Raw genomic sequence first — 1783 nt, 5'->3', positions numbered from 1 at the left:
AGCCCGACAGGGGCCACGCTGATGTCGATGATAAAAACATACATACTCAAACCCACCATGACACTCCAAACTCTAACCACCACCTCCGATCCCGGCAAGCCAAAGAATCGCCCGACGACGAACAACGCCGCCGCCGTCCCGCCTGTCCCGCCGGCGCTCAAACCCGCCGCCGTCCTGCCCCCGCGCCAGCCCCTGCCCTCGCCCGTGATCGACCCCACCAAACCCATCCTCCAGCTCGGCCTGGACGTGCATCTGTTGTTCATCATGGCTGTGGCCCGGCGCGCCCATGCCTCGCCCCAGGCCCCTCGCAAGTTCACCCCGGCTCAACTCGTGGCCTACGTGGAAAAATGTGTCGCCGAGGGACTCCAGGTCTTCTGCGTGCAGGAATCCTGCGGCTTTGGCTTCGTGCTCCACCGCCAACTCGTCGCCGCCGGCGCCCAATCCTTCCTCATCACTCCCATCGCCCTCAATGGCCGGCGCAAGACCGACAAGCTCGATGCCCGCGCCTTGTGCCTGCGCCTGTCCCGCTGGCTGGACGGCAACGCCGACGAACTCTGGCCCATCCGCATCCCGACTCAAGCCGAGCAGCGCCGGCGCGAAACCAGTCGCCGCCGCCAATTCCTGGCCCGCCAAATCCGTTGCCTGGCCAATCGCGGCCATGGCCAGGTCGCCGAGTATTGTCACGTCCAACTCCCGTCCCATTGGTGGGGCCCTCGGAACTGGAAGAAGCTGGCCCTGCTGGACCCCTGGGTGCTGGGCGTGCTGGAGAAGTTGCGCCAACTCATCCTGGCCCTGGAGATTCAACTCAAGGAACTGCTGGCCGAACTCAAAGCCCGGCTCAAGGGACAGATCCTTCCCAAAGGGCTGGGCCAGCTGAGCTTGGTCACCGTGGACAACGAGGTCTGCGACTGGCGCCGCTTTCACAACCGCAAACAAATCGGCAGCTACACCGGCTGTTGTCCCGGTGAACACAGTTCGGGAGGCAAACGCCTCGTCGGCTCCATCGATCGCATGGGCAACGGCCGCGTCCGCGCCCTATTGGTGGAAGCCGTGTGGCGTTTCCTGCGCTGGCAACCCGATTGGAAAGCCGCCCAACGCATGAAAGTCAAACTGGCCGACGGCAGTTCCATGCGCAAGAAGACCGTCATCGCGCTGGCCCGCCTGCTGGCCATTGACCTGTGGCGCTGGCGCACCGGCCGGGCCACCTTCGTCGACCTGGGCTGGATCGCCGCATAACTCTCAACCAATCCATCCTCAACCCGAAACCAAACTTTGCCATTGGCAACTTCCAGAGAACAGCGCGTGAAATCCTTTGCGACCGGGCGACTCCTGTCCGTAGCTGCAGCTGGCAGGCGCAAGCCTGACCCGTGGGTTAGATGGGGCGGAGTCCCCGGTCGCCGCAGTCATACAAGAAAGACAAATTGGGCGGTGCGTTTATCCGCACCTGTCCGGATAGGAGCTGGTGTAGGACGACATAGTCCGGCACAAGAAAAAGCGGCGACACCGGTCGGCCAGACTCACGCGATGGACTCCAGGAAGAACACCTCCAGAAAAGAGGGAAAGGAAAAAAGAAGAAGAAGCTTTTAGGAAGGGAATCCCGGACTTGCGCGCAATGGCGAGGGGACGATGAGGTCGATGGCGCGTGCCGAACCGCTTCGCGCCGGACTCCGCTCCGCTGACGCTACGCTACGCCGGACCAACCCTTAAATGCCTCAAAAAGAAAACCGGCCGGACATCTCAGTCGTTCTTGACAACCCTCATAGGCGCTGCAGCGCATGGTTAG

The 1783-nt window shown here is 62.5% G+C and carries 1 protein-coding gene; it reads left to right on the top strand.

Features of this window, described 5'->3' with window-relative positions; all coding sequences use genetic code 11:
* The coding region (locus AABM41_09820; GenBank protein MEK6192593.1) for an IS110 family transposase at window positions 1–1236 on the top strand (1236 nt) is incomplete at its 5' end.
* Window positions 1237–1783: the final 547 nt, after the last annotated feature.

The sequence above is a fragment of the Chloroflexota bacterium genome, from assembly GCA_038040195.1.
Classification (GTDB): domain Bacteria; phylum Chloroflexota; class Limnocylindria; order QHBO01; family QHBO01; genus DASTEQ01.
This window is presented reverse-complemented; position numbering and strand designations above follow the sequence as displayed.